Origin of the sequence: Paenibacillus sp. JQZ6Y-1 (genome assembly GCF_040719145.1) — a bacterium.
In the GTDB taxonomy this organism is placed as follows: domain Bacteria; phylum Bacillota; class Bacilli; order Paenibacillales; family Paenibacillaceae; genus Saccharibacillus; species Saccharibacillus kandeliae.
The window spans coordinates 26254-42600 of sequence record NZ_JBFDUZ010000004.1; the positions used below are offsets into that span (position 1 = coordinate 26254).

Genomic DNA, 16347 nt, shown 5'->3' on the forward strand with positions numbered 1-16347 from the left:
TGCATGGCAACACAGTGAGACAAGTGATTCGTCCAGCGATTCGTGACAACGCAGCAAGATAAGTATTCATCCAGAGATTCGTGGAAACATAGCGAGAAAAGATTCGCGCAGCAACCCTTGGTAATATAGTGGGATACGTATCCGCTGGTTTGAGTCATGCCAATACAAAGTACACAATCTAATATATGATCGCGAAAAAGGCAGAGCCGTCTTGAAGTAGACGCTCTGCCTTTTTATACGATTCCACAGTGAGTATTAAAAGCGAATATTTCGCAGTGAGTATTTAATAATGAATATTCAGTAGTTAGTAGGCGTTATTTAGTAGTGCGTATTCATTCAAACAACCGTACCTTCGGGTCCTTGCGAAGGACATGAACGAGCATCGCATGAAGCTGTCCACGATGATGATAAAAATGCGCTTGAGTGTCCAGCAACCATTCATAACGGGAGTGAACACCGCCCCAATAAGCGGTTGTGGTCGTTAGCAGTTCCTCATCCGTTAATGCCTCAATTCCCTGCCGTAACATGTCGTAATGCAGAGAAAGCGAGTGGGCAATGGCTTGTTTGTTCATTGTTGGTTCGCTATCCAAGTAAAAGCGATCCATCTCCTCCTCGGAAGCGCCTGCTCCAATCCGAAAGTCGGCTTCGCACAGCACAGACATATGGGCAAGTAGCTCGCCGATGGACATTTTATCCGGCGTCGGTCGAATGTGCAGATCGTCATCATGCAATGTCTCGATGATATCGAGTACAGAGCGAATAGCCATATCCATTTGGTTGAAAATGCCCTGACAATATAGATTCACAGAAACGCTCCTTTTTTGAAATGAGATCTATTCCTAAGTTGAGAAGTCACCGAAAGTTACTCTTGAGTGCTAATAACAGTCAGTAAATGCTAGTGCATGCTGCAGCATTTGGATAGGTACCAATAAACGCATGGTACATGCAGATATGTGCCGTTACATCTCGCTAAATCGCTTCAAATTCCGTGAAATCCTGCTAGATATTTCTAGCTCCTTATAATTCCTTCTAGATTCCTTCGACTATTGCGATACCTTATGAATTTGCTCCAAAATCTGTGGATCTTTGATTTTGTGATCCTGTGCTAGTAGCAGGATTTTGGAGACGATCTCGGCTGTACGCGGGTCTTCGTCAAGAAACGGAAGGAACAGTCGTCCACGATGCTGCGAGTGTACGGGAACGATATGAATCGCTCCGACGGTTTGCTGGTAAACGATAGCGCTGCCCAGATGCACACTGTATTCGCCCAGCTTACCTTGAATGATCGCATGATTGCGATCCACAGTAACATTGTCCAGCTTCATCAGACGAATCGTTTCCTCGACGATGACGCGGCGCAGTTCCACGGTAGTAAGACTGGCTTCGGGATCGACGCCGCCCACATGAGCAACGCTGACGACCAGATCAATATCGCGCATTACTTCAGAGAAGACGATCGGTGGAACCTCTTCCAGCGAAATTGGTTTGTACGTGGAACGATCGTGGAACTGAATCGTCTCCAGTGTTGGCGCTTCGGTATCGGCAGGTGAAAACCAGTCAGCGAGCGCGTAGATGCTGGCGATTAGATTATGGCGATAATCGACCTTTTGCAATCCTTCCTCATAACTGACCGTCCAGCCGCGTCCGCGAAGAAGTGCGCTGGTCTTGCTCGGCTGTACCTGATGCCCCGCATAACGGCGAGAAATGGTACCGCTCGCTTTCTCATCGGCATTCGGCAGGTACAACTCACGGAACACCTGCTTGAACGGCTCACGACGAACCTCATCTTCACGATCCGCTTGCTGCGCATGGAATTGACGCTCCATCGCATCATGCTGGAATGCGTGCCATTGTCCGCTCTGGAACAGATGCAGTGGATGGGCAACAGTTACTTCGTCCGTAGCTTGCAGGCTCACTGCTTCTGGTGTGAAGGAGGTCACTAGGCTTGTGCCATCCACGGATAGATAGCCCAGACTGCCGTCCGCTACTTTGCGGAACACTAGCGATTGGAATAATGGGGACAACACTGGATTGTCCAGCAGTCTCACGATTTCCTCCGTTTGGAAAGCGGTCTGATTGATCATCGAGCGTTCCAGTTCTTGCCTTGCACGCTTATACTGATCTCTCAGCTCGGTTTTCAGCTCTTTGAGTCGTACAATATATTCGTCCTTATTCAGCCTCGAAGGGATGGATTTGAGCGGCTTGCCACCTTTGGAGGCGTTGATGCTAGTCTGACCCTCGTTACCGATACTCAGACGCACAAGCAAGCCATCTTCCACTTCATAATCGTTAAAATAGAACAACAGATCGTTCAGCTTACGTGCTTCCAGATCCCAAGTCAGGCGCGTCACATCGGCATAGCCTGCATTGCGTGCCAGATTATCCAGCGCGATAGCTGCGGATGTGCTCTCGCTGGCGCGTCGCTGTGCACCGAATGCTTTACTCTGCTTGAGGAAAAGCTGGATAAACTCATAGCGTTCGCGCAGATCGGTATCGCGCGCATCGCCGGCAGCCAGCGGAATCAGGCTGTACGCCAGCAATTGATCCTTGGTGCGCTTATCTGCTACCTGCTTGTGCGTTTTTTCCAGATCCAGCTTGCCAAGTACCGCATCGGCGAACAGCTGACTGCGGCGATGATTGGCGCCACCGGATATATATTTGGCACAGTCGTACAGGATGGCGAAGCGCTCGGCTCCGATTTCTTCATACGCCTGCTGGAACCAGTTCAGATCGAAGGCGCCATCGTTGAACTGCTGGGGCGTGATCGGTGAATAGTGGGCGACGATGGTTTCCTTTTCCGCAGAAAAGGTTTCGTTAATATGCGCATGGAAGTACCAAGCGGCACTACGTAGCCCTTTCCAATTCAGATGCTTGGCAATGATTTCGATCCATTGCGGTGCATACATTGCCGCTTCCAGTAGACGGCGTTCGGCTACCGGTTGCATTTCAAGCAGCTTCTTCAGTAGCTGTTCGTCTTCGCCTTCCAGCGGATAACAATTTTTCAGCAACTGGCTGAACATTTCCTTTTTGGTCAGCTGACCGCCATAGCTGTAAATGTAGCCGCGCACAAAGGTTTCTTTTTGCAAATGATTCAAAATAGACACGAAGTAGTGCATACCATAGAAGCGCATAATATTGGCAGCAAGTTGAGATACTGGTGTAGGCAGCTCACCACGCTTGCTTTCGATGTCCAGCACACGGACAAGCAGTGCCTCCCGCAGCGGCTGCAAATTCGGGAAACGATCCACGATGTTTCTGCGTGCATAGGTGGACGTTAGCTCGTGCATCATCTGTCTGCCATTGTCTGGGTCTGCCATAATTAGGCGATAGATCGATTGATCTTCAATATAACCGATCTGGTGCGCACGAGCGTAGTCTTCCAGCGTATTGGAGCCGTACAGTGCATGGTCAAGCCCGATACTTCTTCGTTCGATAGCGTCCAGTGTACGGAAGCGTTCCTTGAATTGCTCATCGTTCGTCTGACGCTCGCGCAATACACGCACCCACGGATTGATCAGCAGACTAAGCAAGGGAGACTCTTCTTCCAGACGTTCTTGCGGGAACGATTGCAGCAGCTTGTGTACAACCAGATTGCACAGATGGAACGATTGCTGATCCTGTGTTTCGTCCGCCATCGCTTGCAGTAGTGATTCTGCTTGATTCATATAGGTAAGCTTTTTTATCGTCTGTTGAATATCTAGAATCTGATCCAGCGGGTAGACAGAGCGAATATACTCGCTGCGCCAGCCGTCCAGCAGCTTCTCGTTATCCGCAAAGTAATGACTGTGATACCAAAAATAGCTAATATCGCGCATCGTACCATTCAAGGCTTCCAATCGAATATAAAATTGCAGCTGCAACAGTTCGTTTGCCGTTAGCTTCTGTTCGTCAAAGTACGCGCGCCATACATCGGCGAGTGGATAGTCATCCAGCGTACTTGTGTATTCGTCATCCCATTCGCTTTGCGGATGATAATGTATTTTTTGCAGGCTATTACCGATCAGCATCTGTGCCTTGTAGCTATTGGAATAGATCACTTCGTATTCCACATTCCGATGCTCATGCACCAGATCGTTCAGCTCTTGGAATATACGCTTGATCCGTTCCGTATCCATCATCAGCATATCGTCGGCAATGCTGAAACTGTCAACATTCATCGGTTCATTGAGCGCTGCTTCTTGATGCTGCGGATCATACAATCCAAACCCGTTCTGTGGCGTATATTCCTCCTGCTGACTGTTCAGCTTGTCCAGCAGCACCTGCTCCTTGGCAGTAGGCTGGGTGAACGATTCGATCACTTGCACCAGCCGCGTGAATTGCTCTTGTCTGGACGATTCGGATTGCAGCTCAGTTAGCAGCTCTAAGCCTGCCAGACGCTGCAATTCGTTTTTGCTATTCAGCAGACGCGGCACGACCGGCTCCAAACGTTCCTCTGACTGGGATAACAGCAAACGGATACCGCTTTGGCGCAGCGAGCCTGTTTTCAGTCGGAACAGGTCTTCCATACGCTGAATTTCCTCATCGTTCAGTGTGAAGCTGGAAGCGCAGCGTAGGGCTTTTTCCCGATTGCTCATGCTCTTGTCAGATAATGCGTCCAATACGAATTGGCGCTGTGCCGGATCGTCACCATTCTGAATGACGTGTTCTAAAATACGCCCACGCAGATCGGGCGACATGCGATCCTTCAATTCCAACACTTGAGCGACGCGCGCCGGGTCAGGCTCATAGCTTGCCAGATACAGCAAGCGGTTGATCAGATCATCTGCCGCTACGTTGTACGTCGAAAATGCCAGTGTACTCGATGTGCCGGACAGCTCGGAGGATGGCATCATCTCTAGCAGTGCATGGATACGGGCAAAATCGCGCTCACGCTCTACCTTGTCATCCAATGCGGGGGTATGTGGGATGCGAAGTACTTGTTGAGAGTGGTTCAGATCGTTCACAAAGTCCCATACAAATTCACAGCAATAGACGTAATTGTCCATCACACTATGTACCAGCTCTGGATCGGTCGCCGGATTCAAATCCTCTTCATGCAGCAGCTTCCTAGCCATAGCGAAGCGTATCTCGTTATGCTGACTATTGGACAGTACATACAACGCGACGATTTTGCGATAACGAATGCCAGATTGTACCACCTGCTGCAAGCGTGCAGGCAAGTCATTTTCTTCGTGTACAGCAGTTGCCCACAGACTGATATAGATTTGATTGGCGTTCTCACTGTCCAGCCATTCGGTACGAATGTTTGCGTCCTGTAACGCGTCGTATACATATTGCAGCACCTGCTTGGCAACGCGCTGCTGCGATGTTTCCAGACTCATGCCTGTCCATACATCAAGCGCCCGTACAATCGAGCTGTAACGGATGAGATCGTGCTTGATAATCGTACCGAGCAGCACAGTCATCGCTTGGATCGTGCCTTCGTCCATCAGCTCAGCAATGGTCTGGCGAAGCCCCTCTTGCAGTCGCGCCGCAACGAGCAGATCGGCGACGGTGTCATAACACTCTGTACGATGCGACATCAGTATCCCTTTGAGCATGGAACGCTTGAGCAGGGCAGTCTGATTCTCGCCATGTATAATGTCCATCAGCAGCTCGTATACGACCTCATCGCGTTCGTCGAGCGATTGTGCAATCATATCTTCGATGGCTGACTCATTGGGCATATCATGCCATTCGTAATCTGGTCGTTTCAAATATTCATGCAAATCAAAGTTGGCACCGTACAGCCGAAGCACGGAGCATAACTTTTGAATAATTTTTCCTGTATGTAAACGTATATTGCGGGTGTGATACGGTCGGCGCAAATAGCCTGTACTATACGGATACTCGGCAGCATGTTGAATCATATACTGCAATGTCGCAACTGCCGATTCACCGACAAGATGCTTCGCCGCAATCAGCAGCGGATCAAATAAACGACTGTCGTCTCCGTTACTCATTGCCTCTAGCTTGTTGCACAGTGTTGTGTATGCTTTGTTGTTGTACACATACAAATCCTGTATAAGCTGTGCACACAGTTCAGCAATTTCCTTTTCCTCACCCTTCATCGTTTCTGTGATGGCATTGAATCGAGTGTTGAGATCTACCGTCATTTCATACCAGTTAGACATTGGAATGCTCCCTTCAGGTAGGCGTAATGGATCGAACGCCCGATGTAGTGTTCGTGGATTACCATAGACGTCCAGCCAGCATTGTCAGCCGAATCAGCACCAGCGTATCGTTCTCTTGCAGCTCTAGTGGCTGGGTAAGCTCTGTCAGTTCCTCGTCACGCCAAAAGACGCGATACAATCCATCCTCAAACGCAAGCAGTGCGGCGTCGATTGCCTGTTGTTCATCCGGTGTGCGGGTATCCTCCACATGTCCAAATCCGATCTTGCCAGTGTCCGCACTCTGCTGTACTTCCTGTTCGGTCAAATACGGTAACAGACTGCCTGTGCTCTGTCGTTCGATAAATGCACGGACGCTGGATTGCACTAGCAGAATTAGCAGCTCTCGCACTGTCGTCGGTTTACTGTCCAGCGCAATCGTCTGCTGATGCAGGCTGCTGCGACGGCGCGATGGGCTTTTGACTGTGACTTGGATGTTCATCATATTCCTCCTTCCATGGTCAAAGCAGGCATGAGGGTATACGTGTATGTATCAAGCTTCTAAATGTAGGTTCCTTCTACACTCATGTTACTGTTATATGTAACATAACACAAATATATAAAAGGGAACAAGTGTTCCTTTTTGTATTAGTTAATGATAGATCATCACGCTCTGCGCGAGCGTATCGATTGTATGCGAGGGGGTAGAGGTAGATTCTGCGCACATGTATTCAAAAAAAGCCCTCCTGACCAGACCGAAGTGAGCTTCAATCTGGCGGAGAGCTGTTGCGTTCAATGTTGTCATACAACATCATGCCGAGTCTGTCGGAATGATCGTTGGAGATAGGCGCATATCAGTTCTGCAATACAGCGTAGGCTTCTTGCAGTACGTCACGCGGCTTCATATTACTAAGATTTTTCGGTACAACGTGGACGGAAATACGCGCATTGAGCGCTTCTTTGACTTGAAAAGCCAGCTGCTTCTCACCGCTGAGAATGATTTCTTCCCATTGATGCTCTCGTGCCAGTTGTTCAATAATCGGCACCAGTCGCTTGATCCAGCGTGGACGGATGACTTCCCATTGCTCTGGATAGTTTTCACGTTGTTTATTGACTGCTGACTTCAGGTCGCTTGTGTTCTGACTCGCACGCTCGCGCCACTCATCATGCACCAGATCCCATTCATAATACGTCTCGCCGTTAATTTCGCATAGTAAGCTATCGAGTACCGTCACGGTGTCATTGCTAAGCTGCACAATACCGGCAGCGGGGCAACGTGACATGAGCTCTTCCAGTTCTTCCAGATGCGGCTCTGACTCGAAATAAAAAGCATTGGGTACGCCAGTCTGCACTTTTTCACAGAAAAACAGTCCGCCTGACGAGTCGGCTACGATGATCAAGCCTTTTTTCATCTCGGTTCTGCTGTTCTCAATGCGTTCTTCCACCTTGGCTTGAAGCTCTAGCAGCATGTCCAAATATCTGCGTTCTTCTCCTGCTTCCGTGTACTCGGCGAGTTTCTTAAAACCATTCTTGAGGCGTATTTTCCATTCCGGCTGGGTGTTGGCAGTTGGCTCAGTGTTCAGATAGATGGTCAAAAACCGTTCCGCCGATTTGGCAGAATACTTCTGAAGTGCTTTCCAATTTTCCATAAATCCCATTAGCAGTACCTCCTCAAAGAGAGTTCCTTCTGTTTTTACCCTTTCACAAAAGGCTCAAAACTATTTTTACAAATTCCACAAAAACTATCAACCAAACGTATAAATTAGCCGTATAAATAATATAAGTATATCCTAAAAAAAGGAATTGGGACTAAATTACTATTTATTACATTTTTACCACTATACTTACTAAAAGTAGGGTATAATGATAGCGATAACATGGATGTACTTTGCGCTTGCCTTCTGGGGTTGCGTTGATTATAGCCTTTGCCACCCGTCCCTCTGTCAATTACCATTCATATTTTACCGGACCGGATATTAGAAACGGTCAGCAAGGAGAGTAACGGTATGAACATCTGGCAAAAGCTGAAGACAGCAGGTAAGAAATTGAACACCAATACCGGCAAAATCATCAGTGCAACTGTTCTGCTGGTAGGGCTCGTGCTAGCTCCTACATTCATCTCGGCATTTCAACGTACGGATACAGTATATTCCGCTAGTTATCCAGTGGCTCATGCGCCCGCAGCGGATCATGTGAATGATGCGGTATCTGCAAACGATTCGTCCGTATTCATTCCGACCACTCCGCCAACTTCAGTGGATTTATTTCCTAATGCGCCGAGTGATCCGACAGTTGCGGTGTTACCTGCTGTTGTCGTCAGCAACCAGCCCGGCGGGACGCGTCCGGTGAATCTATCGGTAGAACGGCGTTTGAGCCAAGATGAGTGGCTGGGTGATCGTGTGGTTATCGGTACGAAGGAAGCAGCTCTGACAACGGACATGCTGCGCAAAGATGGAGGCGATACAGGTATCTTTAACATGCCTGCCAATGATGAGCCGATCAAGACGGCGGATCTGTCGCTAACCCTCACCAATCGTGGTGCGCAACTGATGTCCAGCGCTAATTTTGGCTTGCGCATTGACGGATTGTACGGCAAACTCCTTCTGCCTGCTACAACACTGCAAAAAGTGAAGCAAGATGCCAATGTATCTTTTCATATCGATACGACGATTGCTCGTCCTGCAGGTGCGCAGGGATTAACACTGAGCGTGGATATGAGTGGTGAACTGAATGATCCGATTGGTATTATTTTGCCAATCGAAGATAATAATCTGACTGCCCGACAGCTGAAGCAGCTGAAAATGCTGGTACAGCTTGCAGATGGGACGAAGCATTACATTGCTGGAACCGTTACTCCGTATGATGCTAAATACAAATATGGTTTACAGTTTGAAGTTGCAGAGTCCGGTGGATATACAATTGTGCTGCCTGCATCCTAACAGCTAGGATTGACACATTGGTCGTGCAGTTGTGCATAGGATCCAGTGTGATAGTTGTATGAACAATGAAGTATATCTATCATAAATGAAGTATATGGATAACACCGAGGTATAGCGACAGCAAGAAAGTACCGCTATATCATAAAGCACTACGATATCGGTTTTGAGGAAGGCAGCTTGAGCCGACGCATCAGGAATGAAGCGTTGGTGTAAGCTGCTTTTTTGCTGATTGTATCTTGGAGAGGTATGGCTAGATCAGAACGGTTCCTCTTGTGAAGGAGCCAACTCATATAAAACAATAGGGAAAGTGTGCAGGAAATAGTTGACGATACTAAGTAGTCTATCTTATACTGACAATTGTTATTAAAAGTAAGTATGTTATCAATCGTTGAATATATAGGAGGAACCATACATGAACAAAGAGCAAAGAAAACAGGACATTCTAGAGGCATATGAATTCAGACATGCGACCAAATCGTTTGACCTGGATCGCAAAATTTCCGATGAGGACTTCCAGTTTATTTTGGAAACAGGACGTCTGTCACCAAGTTCGGTTGGTTCAGAGCCATGGAAATTCCTCGTTGTGCAAAATCCAGAGCTGCGCAGCAAGCTGCGTGAAGTAACTTGGGGTGCACAAGGACAATTGCCGACAGCGAGCCATTTTGTCATCATCCTGGCGCGTAAAAATGTTCGTTACGATTCCGCGTATCTGCGTGAGCAAATGCTGGAAGTGAAACAAATGAGCGAAGAGGTATTCAATCAAGTGCTGGGTCGCTACCGCGAATTCCAAGAGCGCGATCTGAACATTCTGGAAAGCGAGCGTAGCCTGTTTGACTGGGCATCCAAGCAGACCTATATTGCACTGGGCAATATGATGACCGCTGCTGCTGAGATTGGCATTGATTCTTGTCCAATCGAAGGCTTCCACCTCGCCGAAGTTGACAAGCTGCTGGCAGCAGAAGGTGTCATGGATGCGAACGAATTTGGTGTGAGCGTGATGGCGGCGTTTGGCTATCGCACAGACAAAGAATTGCGTCCAAAAGCAAGAAGAACAGTTGAGCAAGTGGTAGAATGGCTGAACTAAGCTTCTGATGAGATCAAGTTTCATCCTATGATAGATGACAGCAAAAAAACCGCTCTTACCTTTGCAGGTCAAGAGCGGTTTTTTCTGTATGCTTTAGGCAGAACCATGCGTGATGTCATTTTACATGAATGCACATGAGATCATGCGATGGTCTGTGTAGAGTTTAGATTGAGTATTGCGCAATTAGTGACGATCTTTGGCTTCGCCGATTTTTTGCTGTACTTCGCCTTTTGCTTTATCCAGCTTACCTTCAGCTTGCAGGGATGCGTTATCGGTAGCGTTACCGTATTGATCCTTGATTTCGCCTTTTGCTTTGGATACTGCACCTTTTACTTTATCGCCCAGACCGCTATCGTTATGGTTTGTCATGTTGAACATCTCCTCTTCATATGATTGAATCATTTGATATTCGGTTGTTGAGTGAAGCCTGATCATTATTACCCTGACTTTTCAGTTATTAAACAAAAGCTAACACTGGTTGACAAGCCATGCGGTGTTCTCCACAATAATAGCCAGAACAGTAGGAACAGGAAAACGGTAGACACAGGAAGGGGACTTTCATACCCATGATTAAAGCGGTGGTATTTGATTTTGACGGACTGATTTTGGATACAGAAACCGTCTGGTTTGAATGCTATAAGGAAGTACTTGCACGTCATCAGCTGGAGCTGACATTAGAACGATTTGCGCCTAGCATTGGTACGCACAGCGATGATTTTCGCCAGTATGTCGAGACGACGCTGGGCAAGCCGGGCATTGGATTAGAAATCGAACGTGAAGTGGCGGAGATGATTCCAGCACGGGTAGAGTTGATTCAGGCACGTGGCGGGGTGGCGGAGTATTTGGCAGAGGCGAAGCAGCTTGGGCTGCGTATTGGGCTTGCGACCAGCTCAGACCGCAAATGGATTGAATATTATCTCAACCGACTGGGCTTGCGTCATTATTTTGAAGTGATCAAGACGAGTGATGATGTATCGGCGGTAAAGCCTGATCCAGAGCTGTATTTGCGCGTGGTGGATGAGCTAGGGATTCAAGCGAACGAAGCGGTCGCTTTTGAAGATTCGCTGAATGGCTTGCGAGCAGCGAAGGCGGCGGGTCTGCACTGTACGATTGTGCCGAATCCAGTAACTGCCCTGCTGCCATTTGAGCATCACGATCTGCGGCTGGATTCGATGGAGGATATGTCGCTGGCGGATGTGCTGGGCAAGCTGGCGATATAGACTATCCGATATGGCTTGTACGATATAGCTCACCACTACAATAGATGAATGAAATGGGCGATTCAGTTGTTGTCAGGCTGCATCGCCTGTTTGTTGTGTGTATCGTGATGTATGCACACATTCCTTCGCACACTCGATGCGGATATGAACACATTTGCGCGTGCAAAGCGAGTGGCAATGCAGCAAAAAGGGTGTATATATACAAGACAAGCAATAGAAGCAGACGTACCTTTGACGTGTCTGCTTACAGCAGCGAATACACTGCTGCGGCAACCATTCCTATCATCGGGAGGACAACGAATTGAAGCTGTTTATTCATCGTAAAGACCTGCGCACCCACGATCTGGCAGGCTTTGACTATGTAAAAGAAGCCGGGGATGAAAGCATCCATCTGCTGATTATTGATCCATTTTTGTTGAAAAAGCATCGGGAAAAGGAGCATAGCGGCGTCAATTTCATGCGTCATGTACAGCGGCTGATTCGCCAGTATCAACAGCATCAACGCGAATTGCAGATCGCCTACGGCAAGCCGGAGGAAGTGCTGGAATACGTGCTGGATAAGCTGGATATCGACGAGGTGGTGGCGCATCGTGATTTTACACCGTATGCGAAGGAACGGGATCGCAAGCTGCGTAAGGTGGCGGAAGATCGCGATGTGGCGTTTACGCTGCTGGTTGATCATATGATGCTGGATGTGGAGCCATTTGCTGATTTTACGGGCAAAAATGGATATTACAAAATCTTCGCTCCATTTCATCGCAAATGGCTCGATTTTCTGGATCAGCAGCCGCATCCGGTGTCGCCCGTATCGCTCAAGGAGCTGCATGTCAGCAAGGAGCAGATCGATTTCCCATCCCGCTTTGAGGTACCGTTCCAGCTGGATGATTACGAGCCTGCTGACGATCCAGAGCCGAAGCTGGATGCGTTTCTCAAGGACAAGGTGCAGGATTATGGCGAGGAGCGCGACTATTATGCCATTGACCCGTCGAGTGAGCTGAATCCGCATCTGGTCACTGGCGCGATCTCGATTCGGCAGATGTACAACGAAGCAATTCGGCACAAGCATAGCGAGGAATGGGTGCGGCAGATTGCCTTCCGCGATTTCTATCTGTATTTGGCGATTTACGATGAAGATTATTTTCAATACGAAAAGACATTTGATCTGTCGCCGCTGGATGATCGGCATTTTGAAGCATGGTACAAGGGAGAAACGGGCATTCCGGTTATTGATGCAGCGATGCGTCAGCTGAACGAAACGGGGCAATTGCATAATCGTCTGCGCATTCTGTCCGCGATGTTTTTGACCAAAAATCTACAATGTCCGTTTACGCTGGGCGAGCAGTATTTCCGCCGGAAGCTGCTGGATTACGATAATATTATCAATCGCGGCAACTGGACGTGGTGTGCGTCGTTGGGTGCCAATTCATCGCCATACTTCCGCGTTGTCAATCCAGTTACGCAGTCTGCGAAGTATGATGAGCATGGGGATTATATTCGTCAATGGCTACCAGAGCTGAAAGATTTGTCGGCAAAAGAGATTCATCAGCCGCGCCCTGATGCCATCGTCGATCTCAAGAAATCACGCGCAGCGGCGATTGAGACGTACAAGCAGATTGTGAATGGCAAAAAATAAAGGACATTCATTCTGACAGACAAGCATTATGCTGACGATAGACCAGCTGCTACAATGATCAGAAGCTACAATGATCAGAAGGCTACATCATGATGACTTTTGTAAAAAATGACCTAACCCCTATGAAAATATAGCGATAAAGAGTCGTTTTTGTTGACATTACGTTGACAAAACGGCTCTTTTTTTACATTTTGCCCCTATTTCACCGTACATAGCGTTGATTGTTGGCTGGTACGATGAATCTCGGCAAAGCGGAATTTACATAGAATATGCGAGGTCATTCGGATATTCATCATGCCTACACATAAAGGAGAGATGAAGGATGGATTGGACAAACATGATCGAGCGCGGTATGCAAAAAGCGGCACCCACGGTGGCGGGCGTCATGACCGCAGCGCTGCTATTCGGCATTACAGCAGGTACGGGAGCGGCAGCAGCCAAGCAGCAGCCGGAGATTAAGGCGAAAAATGTAATCATGCTCATTCCTGACGGTATGGCGCAGGATGCAACGGCACTGGCGCGTTGGTACAACGGCGGCGAGATGCTGGCACTGGATGAGATGGCGAGCGGCTTGGTGCGCACGTATTCCGCAGATGCGGCGATTGCGGACTCTGCACCAGCAGGCACAGCTTTTGCAACAGGGCATAAATCGCATACCGGCTATGTCGGTGTGTTGCCGGATCAAAATACGATGCCGGGCTTGAGCGCCATTGCAGCAGGCGATCAGAAGAAGCCGGTTGCCAACATTCTGGAAGCAGCCAAGCTGGCAAACAAATCGACTGGCATTATTGCCACATCAGAGATTATGCACGCAACACCTGCGGCATTCAGCGCGCATTACCCGGATCGCAGCAATTATGATGCACTGAGCGAGCAACAGGTGTATGCCGGTATCGATGTGGTGCTGGGCGGCGGCGCACAGTATTTTACAGCTGCTGGGCGTAAGGATGGCGAAGATCTGATCGGTGACATCCACAGTCTTGGCTACAATGTTGTGACCAATACGGCTGAGCTAAAAGCCGCTAACACAGGTAAGATATGGGGGATGTTCGCCGATAAAGCGATGGCATACGATATGGATCGCGATCCAGTAAAGCAGCCAAGTCTGGCGGAAATGACGGCAAAGGCGATTGACGTGTTATCTAAGGATGAGGATGGATTTTTCCTGATGGTGGAAGGCAGCAAAGTCGATTGGGCAGCACATGCCAACGATCCGATCGGCATTATCAGCGATGTGAACGCCTTTGACAAAGCGGTTGCCGAAGCGCTCGCTTTTGCCAAGGAAGATCAGAATACACTCGTGATCGCTTCCACAGATCACCATAACGGCGGTCTGACAATTGGCGACCGTGATACGACGACCACATACGATGAACTGCCACTTTCTACCTTTATCGAGCCACTGAAAAAGGCGAAAGTCACTGGCGAAGGATTGGAAAAGCTGTTCAATAGCGACCGCAGCAATATTGAGCAGGTCATGAGCGACAACTTCGGCATTACCGATCTGACTGCTGACGAGATTGCAGCGATCAAAGCTGCCAAATCCGGCAGCATGAACTACGCGGTAGGTCCGATCATCAGCAAGCGCGCCCATATCGGCTGGACAAGCGGCGGGCATACCGGCGGCGATGTGGTGCTGTACTCGTACGCACCGGGCGGCAAGCAACTGAGCGGTCTGGTGGAAAATAGCGACATTGCACGCTATATGGAAGCTGCACTCGGCGTGAATCTGGACGAAACGACCAAGGAATTGTTCGTGCCAGCAGAGCAAGCCTTCACGAGCCGCGGCGCAAGCGTCAGCTGGGATAAGAGCGATGAGAAAAATCCAGTGCTGGTTGTAACCAAAGGCGACGATACCCTGCGCCTGCCTGTATTCAAAAGCACTGTGACCTTGAATGACAAAATGGTAAGACTAAACGGCAATGTGGTGTACAACGGCGAGCAGGTATTTGTCCCACAATCTGCGATTGATCTGTTGTCCTAAGTTCCAACAGATTCTAAGGAGCCACCTTGAACTGTTGCGACTAAAGGGGCGGTTAAAGCTGTAAGAATAGAACAAAAAGTCACTTCCCTCTAAACAGGAAGTGACTTTTTTGTACATATAAACGTACGCTTTTGCGAAACGAAATGCTAGCACAATTGACCATCCTATGAAGACGATCAGCCATTGATAGCTCTTTAGGAACTCCCCACATCATGCTTCTCAGACAGCACATTCTTATCCGCCAGCATACCAATCAATTCCTTCGCATTCGGTGTAGCATCGCCAGCTGAATTATTGTTAAAGACCACATAGATATGCTCGCTCTGATCCTGCAACGCCAGCAGTCGGTCGCGCCATTCGGTTAGCTCTTCGGTACTGTAGTTGTACAGGTAGCGTAGCTTGCGCCAATCAGGATGGCTGCTCTTATGCCAGCCGTCCACATTGCGGCCGTGCATCCGCACATAGGTTGCTTGCCGCGAGGTGGCAGCCGCTACAATCGGAATCGATCCTGAACCCGCTTGCGGCTCATCGACAATCGTATGAATCCAATCTTCCTTACGCATAAATTCCAATGTACGCTCGCGGAACTCCGGCATATACCACGACTGATTGCGGAATTCGAGCGCGCACGGAATATCCTTCATTAGCTCGCGCGTTTCGCGCAGCGTCTCCACATTATCACGGTTGCAGTCAAACCATGGCGGGTATTGAAACAGCGCCATTCGCAGCTTACCAGCATCAATAGCAGGTTGCAGGGATACATGAAATGCCTCGAACATCTCTTCCTTGGTATCAAAATAATTCTTTTTACCGCGCAAATGTCCGGTCATGCCCTGATATGCTTTGAACACAAAACCAAAATGATCCGGTGTTTGCTCCACCCATTTGGTTACATTTTTCACCGGTTGTACCGCGTAAAAGGAACTGTCAATTTCGACAATCGGAAAATGCTGGCTATAAGTAGGCAGTCGCTCTGGCGCCTTGATCTTGCCGTACAGCTCTGGGTGATCGCCAAAGCCGGTCAGACCGATCTCAATCATAGGTCATCTCTCCTTCATGGCGGCTTCGTTCGAATCACCGTCTCCGCCTGACTTTCATACGTACAGTGTATTAAACCAATCTGCTGTATCCGAATACATGCTTAACAAGCTCAGACCCTCAGTCATGCTATCCGAAATCTGCATATCATGGAATCAAGCAGGATATGATTATGGCAGACACGAAGGCAACATGATTCTTTTCATGATCCATGTATAAATATGCAAAAAATAAGCTGTATAGCTAGATGTGAACTATACTTTTTTAATGGTTCATACAGTAAACTAGGTAATATAGAATCGTGTTATGTATCGTGGAAACCCGCATGTTGATACGGACGATCGGATAAACTGCATCTAA

General features: G+C 48.4%; 11 protein-coding genes. 5 read left to right on the plus strand and 6 right to left on the minus strand.

Features of this window, described 5'->3' with window-relative positions:
- Window positions 1–332: 332 nt before the first annotated feature.
- The 4 genes from ABXR35_RS18580 to ABXR35_RS18595 form a co-directional block, all read right to left on the minus strand.
- Complete coding sequence (locus tag ABXR35_RS18580) at window positions 333–806, minus strand: DinB family protein (RefSeq protein WP_367063535.1); 474 nt, start codon at window positions 804–806, stop codon at window positions 333–335.
- A gap of 237 nt (window positions 807–1043) precedes the next feature.
- The gene (locus ABXR35_RS18585) at window positions 1044–6113 is read right to left on the minus strand and encodes a DUF4132 domain-containing protein (RefSeq protein WP_367063536.1); all 5070 of its coding nucleotides are present in this window, start codon (window positions 6111–6113) and stop codon (window positions 1044–1046) included.
- A 58-nt stretch (window positions 6114–6171) separates the two neighbouring features.
- On the minus strand, window positions 6172–6591 hold the full coding sequence (locus ABXR35_RS18590; RefSeq protein ID WP_367063537.1) for a hypothetical protein: 420 nt from the start codon (window positions 6589–6591) through the stop codon (window positions 6172–6174).
- 352 nt (window positions 6592–6943) lie between these two features.
- The gene (locus ABXR35_RS18595; protein ID WP_367063538.1) at window positions 6944–7747 is read right to left on the minus strand and encodes a VLRF1 family aeRF1-type release factor; all 804 of its coding nucleotides are present in this window, start codon (window positions 7745–7747) and stop codon (window positions 6944–6946) included.
- A gap of 348 nt (window positions 7748–8095) precedes the next feature.
- Here ABXR35_RS18595 and ABXR35_RS18600 point away from each other — a divergent pair, with 348 nt between their 5' ends.
- Together ABXR35_RS18600 and ABXR35_RS18605 are read left to right on the plus strand one after the other, a co-directional pair.
- Window positions 8096–9028 (plus strand): hypothetical protein, encoded by a 933-nt coding sequence (locus ABXR35_RS18600; RefSeq protein ID WP_367063539.1) that lies wholly within the window; start codon window positions 8096–8098, stop codon window positions 9026–9028.
- Between the two features lie 412 nt (window positions 9029–9440).
- Window positions 9441–10112, plus strand: coding sequence for an NAD(P)H-dependent oxidoreductase (locus tag ABXR35_RS18605; protein ID WP_367063540.1), 672 nt, complete (start codon window positions 9441–9443; stop codon window positions 10110–10112).
- 183 nt (window positions 10113–10295) lie between these two features.
- Here ABXR35_RS18605 and ABXR35_RS18610 read toward each other — a convergent pair whose 3' ends face one another.
- Complete coding sequence (locus ABXR35_RS18610; protein WP_367063541.1) at window positions 10296–10481, minus strand: CsbD family protein; 186 nt, start codon at window positions 10479–10481, stop codon at window positions 10296–10298.
- Between the two features lie 197 nt (window positions 10482–10678).
- Between ABXR35_RS18610 and ABXR35_RS18615 the strand changes: the two genes are divergently transcribed.
- The 3 genes from ABXR35_RS18615 to ABXR35_RS18625 all read left to right on the plus strand — a co-directional run bounded on the left by ABXR35_RS18615 (window position 10679) and on the right by ABXR35_RS18625 (window position 14949).
- Entirely contained in the window at window positions 10679–11332 is a 654-nt protein-coding gene (locus ABXR35_RS18615; RefSeq protein ID WP_367063542.1) for an HAD family hydrolase, read from the plus strand.
- A gap of 301 nt (window positions 11333–11633) precedes the next feature.
- On the plus strand, window positions 11634–12965 hold the full coding sequence (locus ABXR35_RS18620; protein ID WP_367063543.1) for a cryptochrome/photolyase family protein: 1332 nt from the start codon (window positions 11634–11636) through the stop codon (window positions 12963–12965).
- A 352-nt stretch (window positions 12966–13317) separates the two neighbouring features.
- Window positions 13318–14949: an alkaline phosphatase gene (locus ABXR35_RS18625; RefSeq protein WP_436669392.1), complete on the plus strand. Its 1632-nt coding sequence runs from the start codon at window positions 13318–13320 to the stop codon at window positions 14947–14949.
- 194 nt (window positions 14950–15143) lie between these two features.
- Here ABXR35_RS18625 and ABXR35_RS18630 read toward each other — a convergent pair whose 3' ends face one another.
- Complete coding sequence (locus ABXR35_RS18630) at window positions 15144–15989, minus strand: DUF72 domain-containing protein (RefSeq protein WP_367063545.1); 846 nt, start codon at window positions 15987–15989, stop codon at window positions 15144–15146.
- Window positions 15990–16347 lie beyond the last annotated feature (358 nt).